At 63.5% G+C, this 23,658-nt stretch carries 16 protein-coding genes and 5 tRNA genes; 14 read left to right on the forward strand and 7 right to left on the reverse strand.

Annotated features, from left to right (window positions below; genetic code table 11):
- Positions 1–254 precede the first annotated feature (254 nt).
- Entirely contained in the window at positions 255–2,633 is a 2,379-nt protein-coding gene (locus L8U58_RS06590; protein ID WP_269954966.1) for a DUF5979 domain-containing protein, read from the forward strand.
- Between the two features lie 41 nt (positions 2,634–2,674).
- Positions 2,675–2,821: a hypothetical protein gene (locus tag L8U58_RS06595; RefSeq protein ID WP_192816908.1), complete on the forward strand. Its 147-nt coding sequence runs from the start codon at positions 2,675–2,677 to the stop codon at positions 2,819–2,821.
- A gap of 173 nt (positions 2,822–2,994) precedes the next feature.
- Here L8U58_RS06595 and L8U58_RS06600 read toward each other — a convergent pair whose 3' ends face one another.
- Entirely contained in the window at positions 2,995–3,762 is a 768-nt protein-coding gene (locus tag L8U58_RS06600) for a hypothetical protein (protein ID WP_269954967.1), read from the reverse strand.
- Positions 3,763–3,766: 4 nt separating this feature from the next.
- Entirely contained in the window at positions 3,767–4,903 is a 1,137-nt protein-coding gene (locus L8U58_RS06605) for a pyridoxal phosphate-dependent aminotransferase (protein WP_269954968.1), read from the reverse strand.
- 194 nt (positions 4,904–5,097) lie between these two features.
- On the opposite strand from L8U58_RS06605, the gene L8U58_RS06610 reads away from it, so the two are divergent.
- The 6 genes from L8U58_RS06610 to L8U58_RS06635 all read left to right on the forward strand — a co-directional run bounded on the left by L8U58_RS06610 (position 5,098) and on the right by L8U58_RS06635 (position 11,066).
- Positions 5,098–5,182: transfer RNA gene (locus L8U58_RS06610), tRNA-Ser, on the forward strand.
- A 167-nt stretch (positions 5,183–5,349) separates the two neighbouring features.
- A tRNA-Arg gene (locus tag L8U58_RS06615) sits at positions 5,350–5,422 on the forward strand.
- Positions 5,423–5,903: 481 nt separating this feature from the next.
- Positions 5,904–5,976: transfer RNA gene (locus L8U58_RS06620), tRNA-Arg, on the forward strand.
- Positions 5,977–6,661: 685 nt separating this feature from the next.
- Positions 6,662–7,873: a DUF418 domain-containing protein gene (locus tag L8U58_RS06625; protein WP_269954969.1), complete on the forward strand. Its 1,212-nt coding sequence runs from the start codon at positions 6,662–6,664 to the stop codon at positions 7,871–7,873.
- 8 nt (positions 7,874–7,881) lie between these two features.
- Positions 7,882–8,970 carry a trypsin-like serine protease gene (locus L8U58_RS06630; protein ID WP_269954970.1) on the forward strand — a complete coding sequence of 363 codons (1,089 nt, stop codon included), beginning with the start codon at positions 7,882–7,884 and terminating at the stop codon, positions 8,968–8,970.
- A 1,055-nt stretch (positions 8,971–10,025) separates the two neighbouring features.
- Positions 10,026–11,066 (forward strand): hypothetical protein, encoded by a 1,041-nt coding sequence (locus L8U58_RS06635; RefSeq protein ID WP_269954971.1) that lies wholly within the window; start codon positions 10,026–10,028, stop codon positions 11,064–11,066.
- 49 nt (positions 11,067–11,115) lie between these two features.
- Here L8U58_RS06635 and L8U58_RS06640 read toward each other — a convergent pair whose 3' ends face one another.
- Positions 11,116–12,252, reverse strand: coding sequence for a prephenate dehydrogenase (locus L8U58_RS06640; protein ID WP_269954972.1), 1,137 nt, complete (start codon positions 12,250–12,252; stop codon positions 11,116–11,118).
- A 40-nt stretch (positions 12,253–12,292) separates the two neighbouring features.
- On the opposite strand from L8U58_RS06640, the gene L8U58_RS06645 reads away from it, so the two are divergent.
- The 5 genes from L8U58_RS06645 (at position 12,293) to L8U58_RS06665 (ending at position 17,851) form a co-directional block, all read left to right on the forward strand.
- Complete coding sequence (locus L8U58_RS06645; protein WP_051879623.1) at positions 12,293–12,793, forward strand: tRNA adenosine deaminase-associated protein; 501 nt, start codon at positions 12,293–12,295, stop codon at positions 12,791–12,793.
- 186 nt (positions 12,794–12,979) lie between these two features.
- Positions 12,980–13,408: a nucleoside deaminase gene (locus L8U58_RS06650; protein ID WP_269954981.1), complete on the forward strand. Its 429-nt coding sequence runs from the start codon at positions 12,980–12,982 to the stop codon at positions 13,406–13,408.
- A gap of 286 nt (positions 13,409–13,694) precedes the next feature.
- Positions 13,695–13,859 (forward strand): hypothetical protein, encoded by a 165-nt coding sequence (locus L8U58_RS06655; RefSeq protein WP_192816268.1) that lies wholly within the window; start codon positions 13,695–13,697, stop codon positions 13,857–13,859.
- A gap of 204 nt (positions 13,860–14,063) precedes the next feature.
- Positions 14,064–14,153: transfer RNA gene (locus L8U58_RS06660), tRNA-Ser, on the forward strand.
- Positions 14,154–15,295: 1,142 nt separating this feature from the next.
- On the forward strand, positions 15,296–17,851 hold the full coding sequence (locus tag L8U58_RS06665) for an MMPL family transporter (RefSeq protein WP_269954973.1): 2,556 nt from the start codon (positions 15,296–15,298) through the stop codon (positions 17,849–17,851).
- Between the two features lie 92 nt (positions 17,852–17,943).
- Here the strand turns inward: L8U58_RS06665 and tgt are convergent, their stop codons facing one another.
- Positions 17,944–19,362: a tRNA guanosine(34) transglycosylase Tgt gene (gene tgt, locus L8U58_RS06670; protein WP_269954974.1), complete on the reverse strand. Its 1,419-nt coding sequence runs from the start codon at positions 19,360–19,362 to the stop codon at positions 17,944–17,946.
- A gap of 620 nt (positions 19,363–19,982) precedes the next feature.
- On the reverse strand, positions 19,983–21,071 hold the full coding sequence (locus L8U58_RS06675) for a hypothetical protein (protein WP_269954975.1): 1,089 nt from the start codon (positions 21,069–21,071) through the stop codon (positions 19,983–19,985).
- A 74-nt stretch (positions 21,072–21,145) separates the two neighbouring features.
- On the opposite strand from L8U58_RS06675, the gene L8U58_RS06680 reads away from it, so the two are divergent.
- A complete protein-coding gene (locus L8U58_RS06680; protein ID WP_269954976.1) occupies positions 21,146–22,387 on the forward strand; it encodes a glutamyl-Q tRNA(Asp) synthetase in 1,242 nt (413 codons plus the stop codon).
- 69 nt (positions 22,388–22,456) lie between these two features.
- On the opposite strand, the gene L8U58_RS06685 is transcribed toward L8U58_RS06680, so the two are convergent.
- Together L8U58_RS06685 and L8U58_RS06690 are read right to left on the reverse strand one after the other, a co-directional pair.
- Positions 22,457–23,326 carry a crotonase/enoyl-CoA hydratase family protein gene (locus tag L8U58_RS06685; RefSeq protein WP_269954977.1) on the reverse strand — a complete coding sequence of 290 codons (870 nt, stop codon included), beginning with the start codon at positions 23,324–23,326 and terminating at the stop codon, positions 22,457–22,459.
- 153 nt (positions 23,327–23,479) lie between these two features.
- Positions 23,480–23,568: transfer RNA gene (locus tag L8U58_RS06690), tRNA-Ser, on the reverse strand.
- Positions 23,569–23,658: the final 90 nt, after the last annotated feature.

Genomic DNA, 23,658 nt, shown 5'->3' on the forward strand with positions numbered 1-23,658 from the left:
CTAATCTTGAGGCTGGGTGCCAAATATACAGTTCTATCTGGTAGGTGAAGTCAACGTTAAATTTTCCGTATAACAGTTGAAAATGTCGGCAGCGAATCGTAAGGTTCTAATCTGTCAGCAAGTTCATTCAGGCGCGTGTGGCGCCCTGCCATGCTGTGCAAAGTAGTGAAAGGTAAGAGAGTTTTGAGCTTCGAGTTAAGTCCTCTTAGGGAGAGGGGGCGCTACAGAAGATTTCGCTGGCCATTATGGCTATAGTGGCGTTGATCTTGGGGGGCGCCCCGGCGGCCAGCGCCCAAGAAAATTCCAATGTCAAGATTTCTAACCCGCAATTGGTTGCAGGTAATGGCAAGGAGCTTTCGCCGGACGGGAAATTCTATCCTTGGACTGTGTTTGATTTCAGCTTCGATTGGGAAGCTACGAACGGCACGGTGAATGATGGTGAGTCTTTCACCGTCGAGATCCCAGCGCCGCTACAGGCTCATAAGGACGAATTCCCCTTGGTGGATGAGAATGGAAACACTGGTGGATTGTGCACGACCGGTGGCGGACAGCTCACGTGTACTTTCAATGAAGCATTTGCGAATAAGGACCAGGTTAAAGGTCATGTGACCATTGGCCTGCAAAGCACGCAGACCGAAAGCTACGACGGAAAGACAATCGACTTCACCTTAAACGGTATCACTACAGCAGTTCAGCTTCCCGAAGATGCTAACGGATTCGTTACGGAGGAGCGTCCCCGCGAAAGCTTCGGGCAATCCGAAAAGGATGGCTGGGTAGAGAATGCGGTAGACGGGGATACTCGGAAGGTATCCTGGTTCCTTAACTTGAAGAGCGTTGATCTTCCCGACAGTGGAGCCCTGGTGATTGAGGATAAGCTCGACGGTCCACACAAGTTCTCGAATGAAGAAGACGAGACTCTAGGTCTCTCTTTGAACGGTTTCAACGGTGGCGGTGTGGCGGAGTATATCGATCCGCTGAACGCTGAGGTGAATTTGAGTGAGGACGGAAAGTCCGCAACGATCACGATTCCAGAGCCCACCGGCGGTTGGAGCTCGAAGGAAAACTGGCAGGTCCACTACTACACCTACTACGAAGGGGAAGGTAGCATCCCTAACGGGACCTCTTTCGGCAACACAGCAAACGTGAACGGCAATGGCCTTGAGAAGACAGTTAAGTTCACTCAGACCGGTTCGGGTACCATTCAGGGCGTAGATCGCAACAGCTACGCGCTTAAGAAGCACATTGTAGAGGGCAGTGAGCTCGTGCCGGAAGGCACCGAGTTCACAGTGCACGTAAAGATTGAATCTAGCAACGAAGATTTCAACGACGAGTATGACCAAAAGGTCTCTGCAAACGGTGAGTTTGTTAAGGGGTCGAAGGAGCTTCCTGCGGGAACAAAGGTGACTCTGACAGAACCTACGTTCCCTGACGTGGAAGGGGTTACCTTCGGCGATCCTAAGTTCCGCGCCGGTGAAGAGGACGTTGATAATGTTGAAATCTCTGAGGATGGCAAGACCGCAACTCTGACGGTTGTAGAGGATCGCAACGTGGAAGTGCACCTCGATAACACTGCCAAGAAGTCCACGGGTGCGTTCGAAATCACGAAGGAGCTTGTTAACCCGGACAACCTGCCGATCTCGGAAGACGCTGAGTTCACCGTTGATCTCACGTGGACCGACGAAGAGGGTGCGAAGCTAGAGGGCGAAGAGTACCCGGCGCAGATCAAGCTGAAGGCGGGTGAAACGAAGAAGTTTGACAACTTGCCTGCGGGAACAAAGGTAAAGTACGAAGAGTCTACCGATTCTCTCCCTAAGGTAGAAGGAACTACCTGGAATGTTAAGTACCCCGACGGTCAAGAAGCAGTCGTAACTTCGGAGCAAGTCGCTGAAGGGAAGATCCAGAACAGGATGGTTCCGTCGACCGACGTAACGCTCAGCAAGAAGGTAACTGGGCCTGCGGCATTCAAGGTTGACGACGATCACGTCTTCCAAGTTGAAGCTAGCTGGACGGACGACGAAGGTAACCAGCAGCAGCGCGTTGTTGAGGTTAAGAAGGACGGTTCCGTAAACCTGGAAGGTTTGCCGCTCAACAAGGAAATTACCCTGGTAGAGCGCACTGAGAAGGTATCTGCGTCGGAAGACTCCGAGAATCTGAAGTGGACCGGTATCAACTGGACTGTAGATGGCCCGAACGACGTTGTTCAGGATGAGAATGATCCAAACAAGGCTATCTTGACGCTGAAGGGTAAGGCTGGCGAGCCTGTACAGGTTGATCTAGAGAACAAAACCGGTGGTAAGGGGCTCATTATTATCCCGTTGCCCATCCCACTGCCTCCGTTTGGCGGATCTGGCACTCCTCCGGGCTCCAGTGTTGTTCCCCCCGCCCCGGGGGGTAGCACCCCGGGTGGCTCCACCCCAGGTACGGAAACCCCAGGTAACGAAGCCCCAGGTAGCAGCATTCGCGAAGATGAACCTTCCAAGGGATCGACTGATTCCTCGCAAGGTAATGAGGACAGCCGAGGTGGGCTCCTCGCGATGACCGGTGCCAACGTTGGTGGAGTTCTGATTGTTGCATTGGCTATGAGCCTTGCCGGTATCGCATTGATGATTCTGCGCCGCCGCAAGCTTTCCTAAGGGATCATCACCAAGTACATAACATGTAGAAAGGAGTTGAAATGCTTATTCTTCCATTGCTGATTGAGATCCCCGAGATCTCTACTACTGGATCTGCTGTTCTCGATGGAATCGGAGGATTGCTGATTCGCCTGTATGACCTGATTGCTGGAACAGGCCTTGAGCGTTTTATCATCGGCTCAAGTTAGTCAGTGCAGTTCCCGGTAGTGATCCCCACCCGCCCTAGGGTTTGTTGAGGCTCTCTGAGGCGAGGGTGGCGGGGGACACTACCGGGTTCCGTGTACCCATGGTCGAGAGGTGGACTTTAGGAATGAGCCGTTTCCCAGGACCGCCGTTAGCCCGTCAGAGCTAGCTCCCCCGACTAGCTGGCGCGGAAAACCTCCGCGACCAGCGGCAACTCCTCGAGCCCCGCTCCCGGTGTACGCACCAGGAGCGGGGCTCCTGGCATTCCAGACACACACTCCACCCACTTCAACCTCCGCGCATCAACCGCGCGGCGCCCCACCCGAAACCACCACAAAGCGTGCCCCACCAACGCCCACGAATCATCCTCAAAACGCACCACAAACACTCGATCCCCCAACTCCGCGCGGCGCACTCCCTCCAGTGCAGCCGCATTCTTTCCCGGTGCCACCGCAAACCCCGCAGCCGTCAGGCGCTCCACCACGCCCAGGCGATGCACAAACCCCTCCGCGTCCTCTACCACCAAAGGAGCCCCCGCCCGGCAGGCCCGCACCGCCCGAAAACGCCACACCACCGGCTGAACCCCCGCACGCCGACCACGCACAACTGCCCACCCCAGCGGCTCCCCCGGCTCCACGGAAAGCGTCGCCACCGGCCCCGGATCGGCCGTCTCCACCACGACGGTGCGCGGGGCAGGGGAGGCCGAAGGGGCGTCACTAGGCACGCCAGAAAGCGCCCCCGGCAGAACCGGGGCGAAAAAATAAGGGTGACGGCGCAACAACTCATCGCACGCCTCCACCAGCTCCGTGTCGGTGGCGTTGAAGCCCACGCCCACCGACTCCAACTGAGCCCACAACTGCGCAAACGGCACCGAAGGCTGAGCCTCCCACGCCGTGCGCAGACGCTCCACCACGGCGGGGATGCGCGTCGGATCCTCCGGATGCACGGCTCTAGTCGGCCTGCGTGGAGTTAACCAGCCCAGCGGCAGGCAGCGCACGATCCAGCGCGCGGAGCAGCACATCCGTCTCCTCCGCCGTCGTCACCGTCACGCGCACGCCCTCGCCCGCGAAACACCGCGCGATCACACCCTCGCGCTTCAGAGCCTCATCCAGCGCCTCCGCGCGCTCGCCCGCGTTCAGCCACACAAAGTTCGCCTGCGAGGGATACGTCAACGGCTCGGTGCTCTCCACGCCGTCCGCAGCCTCGCCCGCCGCGCCGGCACTGCCAGCCCCAGCCGGAGCAACCCCCGCCAGGTACGCCTCCACCCGCTCGCGTTCCGCCACCGTCGCGTCCACGCGCGCGGCCAGCTCGCTCTGCGCCTCCATGCTCGCGATCCCCGCCGCCTGCGCCAGCGCGTTCACGCCGAAAGGAATCCCCACCTTATTCACGGCCTCCACCAGCTCCGCCGGCCCGACCAGGTACCCCAGCCGCAGCCCTGCCAGCCCGTACGCCTTCGAGAACGTCCGGCACACCGCCAGGTTCGGATAGCGCTGCAGCTCCTCCAACGCCACCGGAGACTCCGCATCCCGGTTGTACTCCACATATGCCTCATCCAGCACGACCGTCACATCCGCGGGCGCGCGCCCCATAAACTCGCGGAACTCGTCGCGGCTCACCGTCGTGCCCGTCGGATTATTCGGGTTGCACACAAAAACCAGGCGCGTACGCTCGCCGATTGCGTCGCTCATTGCCTTGAGGTCATGACGCCCCCTCTTCAGCGGCACACCCACCCCAACCGCACCGGCGATCTTGCACAGGATCGGATATGCCTCGAACGACCGCCAGGCGTACACAACCTCGTCGCCGTCCTTGCATGTGGCCTGCACCAACTGCTGGCACAGGGCGGAACTGCCGTTGCCCACCGCGACATTGTCGAGGTCCACGCCCAACCACTGCGCGATCTTCCCACGCAACGCGCCCGAAGCCATGTCCGGGTAGCGGTTGAGGTTCGAGGTGGCGTCATTAATAACAGCACTAACAGAAGGTAACGGCGACAGCGAAGACTCGTTGGAAGCCAACTTCAGCGCGCCCGGCTGGGTGGAGCCGGGGACGTATGCGGGGAGGGAGGAAAGATCGGGGCGAATCATACTGCACAGTGTAGTGGGCGCCGGGGACAGGGCTTCGGGGAGTGGGCGGGAAGCGTGGCAGGCGCAGGTGGGGTCGTGGCCAGAAGGTGTGGGCGGAGGGGCGGGTGGGAATTTGGGGAAGATGGGCAGGTTGTGTAGGCTAAGTTCGGTCGAGATTGTGGATACCTGAATTGGTATGCCGTGATACGACATCCGGAGGCGTGCCAGAGCGGCCGAATGGGGCTCCCTGCTAAGGAGTTGTCCCTTAGGGGACCGCAGGTTCAAATCCTGTCGCCTCCGCAACTTCGACAGAGCGTGGAACGCCAGAGCTGCCCACAAAAGCTGCCCGGTTACTTGTGGTGAGGTTCCGGGGCTAACAGCTGCGGACAGTGTTGTGGGGCGTGTGGTGCGCCTGTGGTGGTCCGCTGGGATTGTGCCGGCGTGAAGCGCTTTGTCGAAGTTCCCAAGCGCCCGTAGCTCAACGGATAGAGCATCTGACTACGGATCAGAAGGTTGGGGGTTCGAATCCCTCCGGGCGCACGATTTTCCCCCGTGACCGGCGGTTTTGCGCTGGTTGCGGGGGTTTGTGTTGGTTGGGGTTTGCAGAGCGTGCGCGGGTGCGCACGCGGAGCGTCAGCACGGCGCGCGTCTTCCCGACTGCCGCGCGCATGCGGTAGCGTGCGCGCCGCAGTTGGTGTGCGGTTACAGCGGCGGTCGCGGAGCGATCGCCTCCGCACACCCGCACACTTCGGCTGCTGAGCCTTCCGGCGCGCGTCGCGCGCGCCGCGTTTGCGCCTCATCCCCGCGCTCGTGGTGATTTCCCGTTGTCTTTCCCGTTGTGATTTTCGTTGTGATTCCCGTTGTGCCCGTGACGCACCGCCCCGTTTCCGCGGGATCTGTGGTTTCATCTCCGCAGGTGAGGAAGGGATTTGTTGTTTTGCGCCCGTGGTGTGTAAAGTAAACCTGCGTTGCAGGGGTAACCTTGCAGAACTAATCGCAAACCCATTGTGGTGGCGATGATGCGCCCGTAGCTCAACGGATAGAGCATCTGACTACGGATCAGAAGGTTGGGGGTTCGAATCCCTCCGGGCGCACAAATTTCCCCCGTGACCAGCGGATTCCCACCGGTCGCGGGGGTTCTTGCGTTGGTGCGGAGCTTTGTGTTTGTCCCCCCGTGGCTTTGCGTTGGCGAGGGGGCGAGCACCACCTGCCAAGGAGTGGGCACGACCCCGCCGAGGAGTGGGCACGACCTGCCGAGGGTGGGAACTGCTATCTCTTACTCCTCTTACTCGGGAGACGCGGGCAATCGGGCGATTCGATAGCCGGGCGAGGAGGGGAATGTCCCAAATTCCACGTCTTAGAATATAACTATTCTGTTTGCGCAGGTCAGAGGCTCGCGATTTTTTGCTGCAGACCCGCTACTTTCAATAACTCGAAGATTTGGGACATCGTCCTGTCGAGAAGGTGCCATTGTGGCGCGAAATGTCGCCGCGAAGTGGGGTTTCAGACTCGTCGATGCCAGGGCGGGGGAAACTTAAAAGGAACTTACAGGCTGCTCACAATTTCGGAGCAGGGGGATTCAATGTTCGGGGGCTAGAAAAGACAATGATTCCGTTTAAGAGCGTTGGCGCGCCGGTTGTGCGCTGGTGCGCGGACGGTGTGCGCGAGCACGCGAACTGTGCGCTGGTACGTGAACTGTGCGACAGCACGACAAATGTGCGCTTGCCGACGCGATGCGGATTGCTTCGATATTTGAGAACTGAAAAAGGAGACAGCCGGGTGGTTAGAACACCTACTTCTAAGAGCTCCGCGAAAGCACGCGGAGACGAAACCGCTGGTAACGGCGCCAGCAACAGCGCTGCAACAGCCGCCGACGGATCGGCAAACGCTGACCGCGGGGAAAGCCACGACGCAGCCCGTAGCGCAGACCGCAGAGAAAGCTGTGACGCTGACCGCGGGGACAAGCGCCCGCGCATCCTCGGGCTAGATATCGCCCGCGGATTGGCAATCCTCGGGATGATCTACCTGCACCTGGGACACCCGCTGTGGCAGGCGAAGGTGATCCTGTCCGGGCTTCCGGCCGCACTGTTCGCGGTGATCGCGGGCGTGACCATGATGCTCATCTGGAACAACGCCACCCGCCGCGCCGAAGCGCAGGCACAGGTCGAAGCGCAGGCACAAACCGGCACGGGCGCAAACGCGCGCAAGCCGCAAGCCACCCCAACGCAGACCATCGCGAAGCTTGCAGCCCGCGGCGCGATCATCACCCTCATCGGCCTGGCACTCCTGCCCGCCGGCGGGGAAATCCAGGTCGTGCTGGTCGTCCTCGGCGCGACGATGCTCGCCACCGCCTGGGTACCTCCACTGCCGACGGCCGCAAAGGCCGCGCTTCTGCTGATCGCCACAGCCGCCGCCACGTGGCGCTATGCCCCGCTGGAACTTCCGCTTCCGTACCCACACCTCGCGTGGGTCGCGTACATCCTGGCCGGGATGATTCTCTTCGACGTGTACGTGGGGAAGGACGGCGCTGGGGCTGGTGGCGTCCAAAAGTTAACAACCGCAATCGCGTGCCTCGCCGCAGCAGCAGGCTTCTACCTGCGATTCCAGACCGATCTGCCCGGGTGGGCGCGCGCGACCGGGCACACGGGCGTGCTGGGCGAGATCGTGCTTTCCATCGCCGTCGCCGCCATCGTGCTGCACCTGTGCATGATCGTCGGGCGCCACGTGCGCGCGGGGAATCCGCTGGTCGCGCTGGGTTCCATGGCGCTGACGGTGTACATCCTGCACGTGCTGACCGCCCTGTGGTGGCAGACGCACGTGTCCCTGCACTCCGACCTGTGGGCGGCAGCGTTTATCGCGGCGTTCCTGGTGTTCGCGTGGGTGTGGAAGAAGCTGGCCAGCGGGCCGGCGAAGAAGTTGTTTGCAGGGCAGGGGCCGGCGGAACGATGCGTCGCGCAGACTGTCCGACTGATCGCGGGAGAACGAGCATGAGGACGAACATGAAGAAACTAGCCTCTCGAGCAGCAGCCGTCGCGGCTGTAGCAGCCCTGAGCGGCGCGTGCGTCGCCCCGGCCAGCGCCATGGAGTACGGCGAGCACGCGCCCGACAACGCGGAATCGCGGACTGTCGCCTCGCTGCGGATTGGCCGTGTGGGCAACTTCGGGGACTGCACGGGCACGCTCGTCGCGCCGCAGTGGGTCCTGACCGCGCGTCATTGCCTGGAGTCCGTCTCCAACGAGGGCACGCAGGCGCGCATCGCGGGCACTGTGTACGACGCTGATTCGTGGTCCCTGTCGCCTGTTATGGACGCCGGCCTCTTGCACCTCACCCGACCCGTCGAGGGGGTCGAGCCGGCGAAGCTGGCCGATAGTATGCCCGCCCAGGGCGACGAGGGGAATCTTTACGGCTGGAGTAGCAGCTCGCTGATGGCGCGCAAGGGGCAGCTGCCTGTGGCGCGGATGCGAGTGCGGGAGATTCTCGCTGGGCCGGGTGCTGGCGGTGGCGCGGGTGCGCCGCACGTTGAGGGGCCGGGCGGTGGTGAAGGCGCTGGCGGTGGCGCGGGTGCGCCGCAGATCCTCCGCGGCGACGGCTCCATGCCGGAGCCCGGATCCCCCGCCCCCGGCGCTGAAGCTCCCAGCCCCGACGGCGTGGAGTCCGTCCCCGCCGACATTGCCATGGGCGGCGGTGAGGTTGCCGCGGATGGGGCGGGTGGCGTCATGCCAAAGATCGTCGGCGGCATCCTCGAGGCAGAGTCCCTCACGCGCGCCGCAATGCAGGGCGGCGACTCGGGCGCACCGTTCTTCGTCGGCGGCAAGCTCGCGGGCCTCGCCACCGCGGGCACGGCCAACGGAGACCCGGACCTGCCATCGCCGACTGCGGCCATCACCACCCTTTCGGACGCCAAGTCCTGGATCCAGGACATCACCAGCGGACGTGACACGTCGAGCGTACTGACAGCGGACACCACTCCCGCCCCGCCGAAAACTCCGCAGACCAGCGCCGATTACGTCGGGCGGTACCTCGCGGTGGCTGCGGCCGGGCTGGTGCTGGCGATCGCGTTGGGCTGGGTCGCCCGCCGCCGCGCCTGACCGTACCCCGGCTGCGCTGGGGGTCTGACCCGCGCCTGGGCTGCGCCGGGGGCCTGACCGGCACCCCGGCTGTGCCGCCTGCCCCTGACGTTGTCCCGCCCCGGCTGCGCTGCCTGCCCCTGACGTTGTCCCGCCCCGGTCCGTGGCTGAAACCCCACGTGGCCGGGCGCCGGTCCGCGTCTGACCGGGCACTGACCGGCGCCTGACGTCCCCCGGAGCCACAAATGCGGACAGTTTCGGAGGACGTTGTCCCAAATTCCACGTCTTAGAATATAACTATTCTGTTTGTGCAGGTCAGAGCCTCGCGATTTTCTGCTGCGGATCCGCTACTTTCAATAACTCGAAGATTTGGGACAATGCCCCTTTGAAGATGTGCCGATGCGGTTCGCGAGCGTAAGTTTGTACACTTTTTCAGCCGACGCGGCCGCAAGGTCGAGGCTCTGTAAGGCTCATAGACGGCCTAAACAGGGGCGGGGGATACCTGAAGTAGGGGTGCGAAATTGAGCCTCTTATTCGGGAATTGCCCAAAAGCAGGCCTTTCGGGGGCTTGGCGGGGAGGGGATTGTCCCAAATTCCAGCTCTTAGAATATAACTATTCTGTTTGTGCAGGTCAGAGGCTCGCGATTTTCTGCTGCGGATCCGCTACTTTCAATAACTCGAAGATTTGGGACATTGGGGCGGGAAACTGCAGAGGGTGCTGAGACCATCGCCAACCAGAGGGTATGGGAGCTGCCAACTGGCGGTCAGGGGAACCGCCAAGCTGAGGTCAGGGGTTGCCAGCGGGAGGGTACGGATAATGTCAGCGGGAGGATAATCGCAGGGTAAGAAAATCGCCAGAGCGGAGTGAATGAAGCGCGAGCGCGGGGTTTCCTTACTAGACTTAACGCCTGTTGTTCTCAGCTGCGAAGCTCCGAGCGGCGACGATGTTGCATAGTGGTGAAGCTGCGCGGCGGTGAAACGTCGGCCAGCGGTGAAGCCGCACGGCGGGAGCTGTGTAGCGGAGTCGTGCGCGGGATGCGTGCGAGAAGAAGGAAAGACCTGGTCAAGGAGGGAAAATGGCGAACAACGAGCGCCCAGAGGGTGCTTCGCGCCCTCCTTTTGAGGGGCAGGCCAGAAGGGCTGGCGCGCAGGCCGGCGGGCAGGGCGGGATTGCCGCGATGGTCGCGGTGGGAGCCGCCGTCCTCGCCATCACGGTCGGTTTGGTGATGGGGCTGGGCGGGGGAGAGGGTGGCGTCCAGAAGGAACAGGGCGAACAGACCCAACAAGCCGCAACGCCCCTCAGTGACAACGGCGGCGACGGCGACGGCGCGGACGCGGCCCCGCCGACCGACGAGGAACAGCAGGCGAAGCTGGACAAGCTGGCGGCGGAGGTCTCGAAGAAGAACAATGTGCAGGTCGGGGTGGCGATCCTGGGGGAGAATGGGCCTCTGCACGCGGGCAAGCTCAACGAGGAAGGCGCCTGGTCGACGATCAAGGTGCCGATCTCCGGCGCGGTCGAGGAGAAGCTGCGTCATGCGGAAGCTCACGGCCAGCCCGCCCCGCGCACCGCGATGGAAGCAGACATGGACGCGGCGATTCACTACTCGGATAATGACGCCGCGTTTCGGCTTTGGATGTATGTCGGCGACGGCGCGGACCGTACCGCTGCCTACAAAGTGCGCGATTACATGCGGCGCGTAGGCGACCCGACGAACGCGGCGAAGCAGTTCGAAGACGGGGCCTACATCGGGTTCGGCGCGATCAAGTGGAAGCTGACGGATCAGGTGAAATTCATGGACGGGTTCCGGTGCATGAATGGCTCGGACAAGGTGCTGACACGCATGGGGCACATCATCCCGGAGCACAAGTACGGGCTGGCGAAGATCAAGGGCGCGCAGTTTAAGGGCGGCTGGGGGCCGGAGCCGGACGGGCGTTTCATCTACCGGCAGCTTGGGCTGGTGCCGGGCGCGGACGGGGAAATGACCCCCGTTGCGATTATGGTGATTCCAAACGATGGGTTGGAACCAACTGCGTGGGATGGCGTGGATGCGCTGGGGAAGAAGCTGCCTGAACTGCTGGAAGGGGCTCCGGCGGCGAAGGCGGAGGAGGAGTGCTAGCGCGGGGCGGGCATAGCGGGCGCGCAGTGACGCGCCATGCTAGCGCCCGCTAGAAGATGCCGATTTGCGCGCCCATGGACTCCGCCGAGCGGAGCTGATCCACCCAGCCCGGAGCCCCCGGCCGGACGCGGATAATCGGCCGGTTGGAGGCGTCCCCTTTGTTGCGGCCGGCGCGGGCCTCGAAGCGGCCGCGGGCGGCGTTGCCTTCCTCGGCCAGGGTCTTCAGGGAACGATCCGGGTGGGCGATATCCTCCCGCGCGGCCTGCAGTAGCTCAATGGTCTGATCGAGGGCGTCCAGGACCGCGGGGCGGTTGTTTTCCACCATCGCGCGGACCAGGTCCGGGTCGGTGCCCGCCACGCGGGTGCCGTCGCGGAAACTCGAGGCAGCCAGGCTCAGTGCTAGCGGCCCGCCGTAATCGCCCGCAACTGCCAGCGCCTCGGCCAGGATGTGCGGCAGGTGGCTCACGCGCCCGACGGCGTTGTCGTGCCGGTGCGCGATGGCGGGGATGACCGCCGCGCCGACTTCCTCAGCCAGCCCGACCACACGCACCCACGTGTCCAGCCAGCGTTTGTTCACCGCGTCGGCGCCGCCCGCGCCTGCCACGCCGTCCGCGCCTGCCACGCTGCCTGCGACGCCCGCGCCTGCCCCGCTGTCACCCTCTGCGCTACCGTCGCCAGCCCCCGCGAGCTCCCGCGCGTTGTCGTACGTCACGACCCACACCGCGCCCTTGAACAGCCCGTGCATCGTCGCCTGCCAGCCCGAGTTCGCAGTGCCAGCCATCGGATGCCCACCCACGAAGCGATCGGACATGCCCTTCGCCTCCACGAGGTCGTGCACCTCCTGCTTCACACTGGTCACGTCCGTGAAGCCGCAGGTCGGTGCGTGCTGGGATATGGCGTCCAGAAGAGAAGACAGTGCGGGCATCGGCACCCCAAGGATCAGCAGCGCATCGGCTTCCTCGGCGCGGCGCAGCGTGGCCTCGAGATCGCCCGAGACGTCGTAGCCATCGCGGCGCGCGCGGGTGACGGTTTTCTCCGAACGATTCCAGCCGAACACCGGCCAGCCGGCGGCCTGCGCGTCGCGCATCAGCGACCCGCCGATCAGACCCAGCCCCAGGATGCACAGCGGACGGCGATCCTCGGGGAGGGGGCTCAGGCGGTAATCGGAAGAAATTTCGTGGCTCACGCTACCCAGTGTTCCACAAAGCCGACTAGCGTTGGTGGACATGAGCACCGACAGCGACCTGACCTTCGCCGTGTCCGCCATCCGCGCCGACGGCCAGTGGAACCTGCGCGAACTCCCCGCCCGCGCCACCGAGAGCCTGTCCGACCTGATCGCGGAGCTGCGGGCCTCGCGCGCGGAAGGCCCCGTCGTCGGCCTGCTCTGCGTTGACGACGACTGGTCCGTTGTGCTCCGTCCGGTGCCGGGGGGTGTGCGGATTCTTCTTAGTGACGCCACCGCCGCCTTGGACTACGACATTGCCAGCGAGGCGCTGGACACTCTCGATATTGATGCGCCTTCGGAGGACGAGGCGGACGCCTCCGACGATCCCTGGCCCGAGGGCGACTTCGACCTGCTGGAGGATCTTGGCGCCAGCGAGCAGATCATGTCCATCATCTTCTACGACGATGATCTGTACGGCGCGGAGCAGGTTCTGCGCGTGGCGGACGAGCTGGGCTTCGCCGACGAACTGGCGGACTTGGTTGGCATGGAGCTGGAGTTTTAGCCGGTGGGGCGGAAGTCGCAGGAGCGGCGCGAGCGTGGGGACAAGGTGTGCGCGCCGGGCGCGCGCGGTGGGGCTGGCGCGGCTGAGTTGCGCGGTGAGGCTGAGCTGTGCGGCGAGGCTGAGGCTCAGGTGCGCGTGGGCGAGGGATTGCCGCGGGCCGCGGGGGACGTGCGCGCGGAAGCGCTGATGCGCCGAGCCTTGGACATCGCAGTGGAGACTCCCGCCGGTGACGTGCCCGTCGGAGCTGTGGTTTTCGGCCCGGACGGCCGGGAACTCGGGCGGGGAGTCAACCGGCGCGAAGCCGACAGCGACCCCACTGCGCACGCGGAGATCCTCGCCATCCGGGAAGCCGTGCGGGAGCTCGGGGACGCGTGGCGGCTGGAGAACTGCACGCTGGTGATCACCCTGGAACCCTGCGCCATGTGCGCGGGGGCACTGGTCGGGGCGCGGATCGGCAGTATCATTTTCGGAGCCTATGAGCCCCGCACCGGCGCCTGCGGCAGCGTCTGGGACGTGCCGCGGGAATCTCCGCTGCATTGGGCGGACGTCCGCGGAGGTGTGCTGGCGGGGGAATGCGAAGAACTGCTGCGGCAGTTCTTCGCCCGCCTGCGGTAGCGGATGCGCAGGATTCGAGCTAGAGGTGCGCTAAGGCTTGCGCCGGGGTTTGTGCTAGCTGGAGTGGGGCGTCAAAAAAACTTTTACAGAAATTTAATGACTGGCGCTGAACAGTGCATTTGTAATCGGAAAAGGCGGCTGACGGCGTAGAAGTGGGCGCGGCGGTGGCGAGGTGGCGGAAACGAACCTACGTTGGGAATGGAGCGTCCTGGTCGTACGAATGCTGCGGCTGGGGCGCACAAATTACAACAAAGTTAGCTACTACACCGATACCAAGGAGAGACCAATGGACCTGAACAAGGCAAAGGAAATGGCTGGCGAGCACCGCGACAAGATCCAGGACGGTGCCGACAAGTTCATCGACGGCAAGCTGGATGGCGACAAGGCTGACAAGGCCAAGGACGGCCTGAACAAGGGCATGGACAAGGTCTTCGGCGAGGGCGACAAGTAAGTCCTCCGAGACTGTCGGCATTGAGGCTTCAACGCTGGAGCTTTCCGCGCTGATGTGTTCGGCGCGCTGATGTGCTGAATTGCAAGCCCGCTGCGAACTGGTAAAAGTTCGCGGCGGGCTTTCGCATGCACGGGGCGCAGGGTGGGGTTTTGGTGCGAAAAAGTGGGGGTGTTAACCTAATACGAGTCTGCAATCGCCGACTATGGTGGCGTGTCCGAGCGGCCGAAGGTACTCGCCTCGAAAGCGAGTGTTGTGTAAAAGCAACCGAGGGTTCAAATCCCTCCGCCACCGCCAAAATTTTTTACCGCGTGCTGTGTCCGGGATGGGATCCCGGGGCGGCGCGCGGTTTTGCGTGTGCAGCGGGGCTCCGGGGTACACAGTGGGGTGCGCCTGGGTAGGTTCGGGTCGTGGCGGGGCGCGCAATGGGTGTGGCCGAGTGGGAATGGGCGGGGATGGGGTTTGGTGGAGTGGGAATGGGCGGGGATGGGGCCTGGCTGGGCGCGACCGGACAGAGGGGGATGTCCCAAATTCCACGTCTTAGAATATAACTATTCTGTTTGTGCAGGTCAGAGGCTCCCGATTTTTTGCTGTAGACCCGCTACTTTCAATAACTCGAAGATTTGGGACATTGCTCCTCTGAAGATGTGCTGATTCTGTTCGCAAGCGTAAGTTCGCACACTTTTTCGGTTGGGGTGGCCGCAAGGTCGAGGCTCTGTAAGGCTCATAGACGGCCTAAACAGGGGTAGGGGATACCTGAAGTAGGGGTGCGAAATTGAGCCTCTTATTCGGGAATTGCCCAAAAGCAGGCCTTTCGGGGGCTTGCGGGGAGGGGATTGTCCCAAATTCCACGTCTTAGAATATAACTATTCTGTTTGCGCAGGTCAGAGGCTCGCGATTTTCTGCTGCGGATCCGCTACTTTCAATAACTCGAAGATTTGGGACATTGGCCCGCGTGACTGGCCTCTGTAGGTGGGGGTGAAGGTTCGGAATGGCTTGAGTGAATGGTTGTGGGAGGGGTGTGGTGGGTGTGTGGCGTGGGGGTGTGGTGGGCGTGTGGCGTGTGGCATGGGTCGTGGGGGTGTGGCGGGGTGTGGGGTTGGTGTGGGGTGGCGATTGTGAACGAGGAGACTGGAGGCGCGGGCGGGGCGGGAAACTCTGGCAACACGCGCAACTCCTGTAACATTCCACCTGCAGTTTTAGTTATTGTAGGATGTATATTTCGAGAACTATTTGCGAAGCTGGGAAATACCCACTGTGCAGAAGTTCCACGAAAGCAAGCGCGAGCGCGCGTAAGTGCGTGCGCAAGCGAGTGCGAGCAAACTAGAAGCAAGCGCAAGCAAACGGAAACGCAAGCGAGTGCGAGCAAACTAGAAGCAAGCGCAAGCAAACGTAAAAGCAGACACAAGCGAACGCACCAGCCGGCGGAAGGTCAACCAGTGGCGAAAATCCTGTTTAACCTCGGACGATGGTCCTACCTGCACAAGAAGCGGGTGATTGCCGCCTGGCTACTGCTGTTCGTCGGCATCGCAGCCGCCGCCCTGGGGTTCCAAAAGGGCTTCAACGACGTCTTCGAAATCAAGAACGTCCCCTCCACGCACGCCACGGAAATGCTGCAAGAGAACTTCCCTGGCACCAAAAACCCCGCCGAATCCACCGACGTCAACATCGTCTTCGCAGCCCCCGAGGGGAAGAAGCTCGAAGACCCAGAGCTGATGGCGGCGATGGATGAGACGGTGGCGTCATTAAGAAAGAACGTCCCCGACTTCAAAGAAGGGCCGCAGTTCGGCAACCCCGTAGAGCTCAACGACAAGCTGGGCAAACTGCTGGTCGAGCAGATGACGAAGCAGGGCATGCCCGAAGCCACGGCGAAGTCTGACGCGGAGAATCTGCGGATGTACTCCGCGGACGGGCGCTACGGCACGACGACCTTCAGCTACGACGTGCCACTGCCCGCCGACGTGACCGACGAGGACCGGCAGGCGGTGTACGACGCGATCCAGATCTCGCGCGACGCAGGTATGGAGGTGGAAGTCGGCGGCCCCGGCTTCGGCGACCCGATTAAGGTCGAGCCGATCTCTGAGATTGCGGGCGTGGTCGTGGCGCTGATCATCCTGGCGTTTACGTTCGGTTCGCTGCTGGCGGCGGGGCTGCCGCTGGCCACCGCGATTGTGGGCGTGGGAATTGGCGCGCTGGTGACGGTGGGCGCGACGGCGCTGCTGCCGCTGAACTCCATCACCCCGACGCTGGGGCTGATGATCGGCCTGGCTGTCGGCATCGACTATGCGCTGTTCATCATGTCGCGCTACCGCGACGAGCTGCGGCAGGGCAGGTCGCGCCCGGATGCGATCGGCCTGGCCTCGGGCACTGCGGGTTCGGCGGTGGTGTTCGCGGGCCTGACGGTGACGGTTGCGCTGCTGGGGCTGCGCCTGGCGAACATTCCGTTCCTGTCGTACATGGGCCTCTTCGCGGCGATCAGTGTGGTGGTCGCGGTGGCTGTGGCGTTGACGTTCTTGCCCGCGCTGCTGGGGGCGTGTGGCTCGCGGGTCTTTCGTAAGGACGCCAATTTCGGGCAGCAGTACGCCTCCGCCCTCGTGGGGGAGGATTCGGCGCACGGGTATTTCACGGGCGGTCCGGCGGGTCGCAGGCGCGCGGTGCGCGTTGACGGCGAGAACACTCACGGGGAGCGCCAGCGCGTGGACGACGGTGCGCGGAAGCGCGGCCTGGCGAGCCGGTGGATTAGCTTGGTGTACCGCTTCCCAGGGATTTCGATCGCTGTGGTGATGCTGGTGCTGGCAGCGCTGACTCTGCCGGCGCTGAACCTGCAACTGTCGCTGCCGAATGACAAGACGGCGAACGTGGACTCCACCCAGCGCAAGGCCGCCGAGATGACGGAGGCGGGCTTCGGCCCGGGGCGCAACGCCCCGTTCCTCGTGATCGTCAACGGCAAGAATGCGGATCCGGATTCGCCCGCGCTGGCGACGTACATTAAGGGTCAGGCGGACATGCAGGCCGCGGAGGCTGGCCAAGGAGCTGGCGACCGGGCTAAGGCCGCGGCGCAGGCGTCATTTATTTACACAATGGAGAACCTGGGCAGCAACATTCATGTCAAGCATGCGCAGCTCATCGGCCAGAGCGACGATGGGTACGTGGCGCAGCTGCTGATCACACCCCAGGGTGGGCCGACGGACGAAGGCACCGCCTCGCTGATCCACGCGCTGCGCAGCCAGCAGAGCGTGATCGAGAAGGAAACCGGCGTGGACATGGGCATCACCGGACTGATCCCCATCCAGCAGGACGTCACCAGCCAGCTGTCGAAGGCTATGCCGATCTACCTTGCGTTGGTCGTGGGGCTGGCGCTGGTGCTGCTGCTGATGATCTTCCGCAGCATCACCGTGCCGATCATGGCGGCACTCGGATTCCTGCTGTCCGTCGGCGGTGCCTTTGGCCTGACCGTGCTGGTCTGGCAGGAAGGCTGGGGCGGGCTGTGGAGCTCGCCGGGGCCGCTGATCAGCTTCATGCCGATCTTCCTCATCGGCGTGACATTCGGGCTGGCGATGGACTACCAAGTGTTCATCGTGTCGCGCATGCGGGAACGCTTCAAGCATGAATCCGCTGAGGCTGCGCGGACCTCGAAGTACACGCCCGTCGAAGACTCGGTGATCTTCGGCTTTGGCATGGGTGCGAAGGTCGTTACCGTGGCGGCGCTGATCATGATCGGCGTGTTCGCCAGCTTCATCTTCCAGCCACTGCCGTTCGTGCAGATCTTCGGCTTCGCGCTGGGCGCCGCCGTGCTGTTCGACGCCTTCCTCGTGCGCATGACCTTCATCCCCGCCATGATGATGCTGCTCGGCAAGGCCACCTGGTACATGCCGAAGTGGCTGGACCGCGTGCTGCCGACCTTCGACATTGAAGGCTCGCAGCTGGAGCGCGACTTCCGCTCCGGGGAGATCCAGCGCTTCGACAACGCCGGGCGCCCGGCCTGCCCGCGCTAGCGAACGGGCGTGCACTGGAGCGCGTGCGTTAGCGAGCGGGCGCGCGGCATGCATGCCCGCGCCTGCCCCGCCGACCATCCGGCCTGCCCGCGCTAGCGTGAGCCCAGGCGCTCCCGCCACGTCGGGCCGTAGTAGCGCGCCATGAACTCATCCCGGAACTCGTAGAAACGCCCCTGCTCCATGGACTCGCGAATCCGGTCCACCAACCCCACCATGAAATGCAGATTGTGCAGCGTACACAACGTCCCGGCCAGATATTCCTTCGCCTTCAACAAGTGGTGAATGTAAGCGCGCGAATAATTCTCCGAGACGTAACCGCCTACTGCGGCGTCAATAGGAGAAAAATCCCTCTTAAACCGCGCGCCCATAAGATTCAGGCGACCGTCCAGCGTGTACACGCCACCGCGGCGGCCCAGGCGAGTCGGCGCGACGCAATCGAACGTGTCCGCGCCGGCCTCGATCGCCGTGAACAGGTCATCCGGCTCCGAGATGCCGAGCAGGTGGCGGGGCTTATCCTCCGGCAGCTCCTCGGCGACCCAGCGGACGATCGTGCCGAGGTTCTCCTTCTCCAGCGCGCCGCCGATGCCGAAGCCGCCGAAACCGCGGTTGCCCTGCGCCTCGGCCTCGTCGGACAGCTGCACCAGCCCGCGGGCTGCCTGCCTGCGAAGGTCCTCGTACTGCGCGCCCTGCACCACACCCCACAGCGACTGCAGCGGACGGTGCGGGCGCAGATCCGTCAGGCGCTGGTGCTCCGCCAGGCAACGGCGGGCCCAGCGGTGCGTGCGCGCGACGGATTGTTCCTGGTAGGGGCGGGTATTCACCAGCGTGGTGAGTTCGTCGAACGCGAACATAATGTCCGCGCCCAGCTGGTGCTGGATCTGCATCGACACCTCCGGCGTGAAGCGGTGCTTGCTGCCGTCGATGACACTGCGGAAATCCACGCCGTCCTCGTCCACCACAGCCATGCGCTTCTTCTGCTGCTGGATGATGTCCGACTCGCTGCGGCCTTTTGTGTCCATGGCCAGGACTTTCTTGTAGCCCACGCCGAGGCTCATGACTTGGAAGCCGCCGGAGTCCGTGTACGTCGGCCCGTGCCAGTTCTCGAACTCCGCGAGCCCGCCGCCCTCGTCCACGATGTCCGGGCCCGGCTGGAGGTACAGGTGGTACGCGTTGGACAGCATCGCCTGCGCGCCCGTCGACCGCACCTGCTCGGGCGTGAGGGTCTTGACCGTTGCTTTTGTCGCTACCGGGATGAACGCTGGGGTGTGGATGTTCCCATGCGGAGTCTTTATGACGCCCGTACGCCCCAGCGCGCCAGCGTTTCCGTTAAGGCCCGCGTTTCCGCCGGAATTGGCATGCCCGCCCGCGCTTGCTCCCGCGCCTGTGTCAGCACTTGCGCCCGCTCCGGCGACTGCGCGGTCGCTATCGCGCAGCCGGGTGCGGACCTCGAAGGATAGGTCTGCAGTGCGTGCGCCTGTACCTGCGCTGGTGTTTCCCTGATTGTCGGCCATGGCGCCCTATTTTATCCTCCGCTTCCGTCGGCGCCCCCTTCCACGCCGCCGATTCCCCTTCCGCGCGGCTGATTCCCCTTCCCGTGTGGTCGATTTCCCGCCTGCATTCCTCCCCATTCCCGCTTGCCCGGCCCCCGTGCCGCCACATCAGTCCCACTGGTCCCATCTTCCGTCCGGGCCTATTGACTGAGCGTTTACCCCTCCCTCCAGCCCACCCCATCTGTCTCTCTAGTCCCACCAGCCCCACAGCTGCCGAACCTCGGGGCGGGCTAAAACGCGAATGTCCCAAATCTTCGAGTTATTGAAAGTAGCAGATATGAAGCGAAAGAATTCAACGCTCTGACCTGCACAAACAGAATGGTTATATTTTAAGACGTGGAATTTGGGACATTTGGCCGTCCAAGCGTCGGAAAACCTGCAGAACGGCGTCGGCTCGTCTGACTGATCGGCGCATTCTCGCCCCTTTCGGCGCGGAGAAAATCGCTTAAACGGGCTTAGAATCGCTCCGCCGGATTTGGCGTCTTCCGTGCCGACTCGATGCACGCCCTACCGGCGAACTTATTCCCGCGCCGACACCATTCTTCTTCCTTAGGAAAGCAATTACCTCCAGCCAGGAGCTGCTACTCCCACGCCGGCACACCTCCCCGGTAGTTGGTGGTGGGGAATTCGAGGCCATGCTGCGTCATTTGCTTATGAATCCTGCAGATGTCCGCCACGGCGCTTCCATCGCGGAAGTTATTGCGATCTACTCGGTAAATGCGCAGCCCTAGGTTCTGCAGTTTCCGCTCGCGCTCGCGTTCACTGAGGATCTGCCGCGCGGCGAAGACTTCCTCGTTGATCACGCCGCCTGCGCCAACACCAGCGCCGCTCAGTTGGCCATCGTCGAGTTTCGTGGAACCGGGTTGGTACTTACCCTGTCCGTCATATTCGATCACCAGTCCGCAGGAATAGAAAAAGTCCACGCGACCTGCGAAGTAGCCCTCGTAGTGTAACTCCACCTGCTGGAGAGGCGCAGGCAGTCCGGCCTCCCACAGTTTCACTTTTAGCTCAGATTCCCGCGGGCTCTCGGATGCACCGTTGATCAGTCGCAATGCGTCCCTCACCTTTGAGATACCCCGGAGTTTCCGCAGTTTGCCTGCATCAGCGAGCAGAGCCGTAATAAATTCCGAAATCCCCACGCCGTCGGCACTGGCCCGTGCGGCGAATTCCGCGGCCACGACAGCATCCGCCACGCTGTGCCAACGGGCGAGGTCGATGATTGTGTCAGTAATGCAGGTGAGCCGCACTTCACGCAGCCCATTCGCGGTTACTACTTGTAGCATTTCTAGACGTTGCGTAGCTTTTGCATGCAACGGCCGCGCTATTCGGAGGTGGCGTGTCACGTTGCTACCACCCGGCGGGTAGTACCCGATCTCGGCGTTCGGTTCCGCCCGTCCCGCGATCGGCAGCCCGTGCAGCAGCGCCGCAGAGCGCCCGCACAGCACGCCGTTTGCACAGCTCAGACCATGTGCGATCGCGTTCAATCGCACCTTCTCGGCACGCGGCAGCTCGTCCCAATGCGCGCGCTCGGCGTAGATCCCCGGCGCAATCTTGTGGTGCTTCCGCCCGCGTGCCAGCCCACGCCGCGCGCTTTCCGGAAGCTCTTTCGCCTCGATGAGCAGCGTTGTTGTTGTCTTTTCTTCATGACGCCCCCACGCCAACGAATTCACATTTCCCCCACACGTTGAGCTTGTCCCCTTGGCTTCAAAGTATCGCAGATCCGCGGGTAGCCTTGCCAGAGAAAGTGGAAACAGGAGGCGACGGCATGATGCGAGCGGAGGCAGTGCAGGTAGCGCAGGCAGCGCAGGCGGCGGAGGCGCAAGCAGCGCAGGCGGGGGAGTTGGCTGAGGTTGCGAGTGGGGGACAGCGAGGGGCGGGGCGGTACGCGCCCAGCCCCTCGGGAGATCTGCATCTGGGGAATTTTCGGACCGCCGTGCTGGCGTGGTTGTTCGCCAAGTACGAGGGGCGTGAGTTCCGGATGCGAATCGACGATATTGATGCTCAGCGCTCGTCGGAAGAAAGTGCAAAACAGCAACTACGGGACCTTGCCACTATGGGGATTGGGTACGAGGGGAGGCTGTGGCGTCAACAAGAGTGCTGGTCAGAGTACGAAAAAGCGCTAGAGGCACTGCGCGCGAGGGGGCTCGTGTACGAGTGCTACTGCTCGCGGAAGGACATCGCCGAAGCGGTCCGCGCGCCGCACGCCGCGCCGGGAGCGTACCCGGGAACGTGCCGCGAACTGGGGGAATCGGAGCGGGCGGCCAAGCGCGCGGAGTTAGCGGCGCGGGGGCGAGTGCCGGCGCTGCGGCTGCGCGCGGGCGTGGACGAGTGGGAAGTGCGCGAGCGGTTCGCCGTGGGCGGCGGGGTGTACCGCGGGGCGGTGGATGACATGGTGCTGCGGCGCGGCGGGAACGCGCCGAAGGGCGCGGGGGCCGGCGTGGGCGCGGGAGCCGACGTGGGCGCGGGCGCGCCGGACAGTGGAGATGCGGGGGCAGGCGCGGGCGCGTCGGCAGGCGGAGCTGATGCGGGCGGGCAGGTGAACCGGGACTACGCCTACAACCTGGCCGTGGTTGTTGACGATGCGCTGGCCGGGGTGGGGCAGGTCGTGCGCGGGGATGACCTGCTGAGTTCCGCGCCGAGGCAGGCGTATCTGGCGCACCTGCTGGGGTTGCCTCCGGTGGAGTATGTGCACGTTCCACTGGTGTTGGGGCCGGACGGCAAGCGCCTGGCGAAGCGGGACGGGGCCGTCACGCTGCGGGACTTCCCGGGCGGGGCGCAGGGGATGCTGCGGTGGATCGCGGACTCGCTCGGTGAGGCGGTGGACGTGTCGGCGGCGGAGGCGGCGGGAGTGGCCGGGGCGGCTGGAGCGGCGGACGCGGCGGGCGCCGGGGGTATCACGCCCGCCGCGCTTTTGCGGACGTTCCGGCCCGAACTACTTCCCCGCGAGCCCGTGACCTGGCGCCCCGCGGAAAACGCTGAGGACTAGGGCGCGGCAAGTCGATACACAGCGTGGCCGACGTGCGGAAACGCCCGCGCCCTGCGGAGGTTCAGCGCGCTAGCGCACCGCGCGCGGGCGGAACTTCGGCGGGATCTTCTTCTGCGCGGCCTTGCGTGCGATCTCTGCGTTTTTGCTCACCAGCAGACGAGCCTGGCGCAGGCGCTCGCGGGCGAAGGTGCGACGCGCGCCGGACTCCCACGTCTCGTCCACCAGCTTCTTAGCCAACGCCACCGAATCGGGAGAGCGCTCAATGATCTGCTGTGCCAGCTCCTCCGCTGCGGCCAGTGGATCCTCCACAGCCTTGGCCAGGCCTAGCTCCGCGGCGCGTTCCCCGGAGAAGATCTCCCCGGTCATGGCCAGCCGCTTCACCTCGTCGATCGGCAGCAGCTGCTTCAGGGACATGATCCCCGACATGTCCGGCACGAGGCCCCATTTCGCTTCCAGCACTGACCAGTGGGCGTCAGTACCAGTAAACCTAAAGTCCGCACCCAGAGCGATCTGCACGCCACCGCCGAAGCAGTAGCCCTCCACCGCGGCGATCACCGGGAAGGGGAGGCGACGCCACGTCCACGGCGCCTCCTGGAACGTGTTGGTGCCGCGCAGGGGACGTGGGATGAAATGCGAAAGCATGCGCGGCGGGCTTTTCAGCGTATCCGCGAAGTCGAGGCCCGCGGAGAAGTTGCCTTCCGCGCCAGAGAGGATGACCACGCGGACGGAGCGGTCGCGGCGGAGCGTGTGCGCGGTGGAGATGAGCTGCTGGAGCAGGTCGATCGTCAGCGAGTTCAGCTTGCGGGGGCGGTTCAGGCGGACGTGGACGAGGCCGGGGATGGACTCGGAGTATTCCGTGGTGACGAGTGGGTTGGTGCTGGACGGGTCGGTGCTGGAAGTGCTGGACGCGCCGGTGCTGGATGGGCTGGTAGCAGTCATGCCTTTCAACCTAGGGCACGGCGGATCGTGCAGTGGCGGGATTGGAGAAACCAGGGGCTAGGCAGGTTCACCAGGGTAAGCAGTAGAAAAACAAAACCGGCGTCGGGGACCGCGTTGCGGTCACCGAGCGCCGGTGCCTCACTATGTGAGATGTGGCGGAGGATAGGGGATTTGAACCCCTGAGGGATGTGACTCCCGCACGCGTTCCAGGCGTGTGACATAGGCCGCTAGTCGAATCCTCCATGCCGAACGGCAGAACAAAAGAGTAGCTCTGACGTACTCATGACAGGCTACACAACGCTGCCTTTAGTTTCCAAATCCGGTGCTAGGGG

Origin of the sequence: Corynebacterium macclintockiae (assembly GCF_027570165.1) — a bacterium.
Lineage (GTDB): Bacteria > Actinomycetota > Actinomycetes > Mycobacteriales > Mycobacteriaceae > Corynebacterium > Corynebacterium macclintockiae.